This window comes from Pseudomonas morbosilactucae (assembly GCF_023241715.1).
Taxonomy (GTDB): Bacteria; Pseudomonadota; Gammaproteobacteria; order Pseudomonadales; family Pseudomonadaceae; genus Aquipseudomonas; species Aquipseudomonas morbosilactucae.
On record NZ_JALQCW010000147.1, the window covers coordinates 1 to 653 of the forward strand.

At 57.0% G+C, this 653-nt stretch carries 1 protein-coding gene; it reads left to right on the plus strand.

Features of this window, described 5'->3' with window-relative positions; genetic code table 11:
• The first annotated feature begins 89 nt into the window (after positions 1-89).
• Entirely contained in the window at positions 90-518 is a 429-nt protein-coding gene (locus M1B34_RS33565; protein WP_268267420.1) for a phage tail assembly chaperone, read from the plus strand.
• The last annotated feature ends 135 nt before the right edge of the window (positions 519-653 follow it).

Genomic DNA, 653 nt, shown 5'->3' on the forward strand with positions numbered 1-653 from the left:
GATGCTTCTGGCCAACGATAACAGCTCAGGTACGAACTCGTTGCCGGGTGCTTTCTACCTTGCGATTGGCCACTAGTAGGAGCCACCTCATGAACCGGTTTTATAGCAAGTCAACTGGCTGCACGTATCTCACCTCAATTCATAGCGTAATTCCTGATGATGCCGTCGAGATTCCTGAGGCGCTTTATCAGTCGGTTATCGGAAGTCCACCAGTAGGGAAGGTACGCGCTCACGATGAGCGGGGGTTGCCGTACCTGGTTGACGCACCGCCGGTTGCTCATGATCTGGCGGCCCTTGAGCGAGACTGGCGCGACGCTGAGCTGTCATCAGTGATATGGCTGCGTGAACGGCACCGTGACCAGCTTGAGATTGAGGTGGAGCCGACGCTTACCAATGAGCAGTTCACCGAGCTGCTGATCTACATGCAAGCTTTGCGCGACTGGCCGCAGTCACCGGACTTTCCGCAGTCCGCGCACCGTCCGGTGGCGCCGCCCTGGATCACCGAGCAAACCCAATAAACGCCCCGCACTGACGGGGTGTTTTCCTTCCCGTCACACCCTCACAGCCTCGCTCATGCGGGGCTTTTTCATGTCTGGAGCTTATCCATGATGTGGTTTTTTTCACGGTCGTACCGTCACTAACGTGGACACCGG

Excerpts from the sequence above, each read along its gene's own strand:
- M1B34_RS33565 (WP_268267420.1), top strand. The coding sequence starts at position 90 with ATGAACCGGTTTTATAGCAAGTCAACTGGCTGCACGTATCTCACCTCA.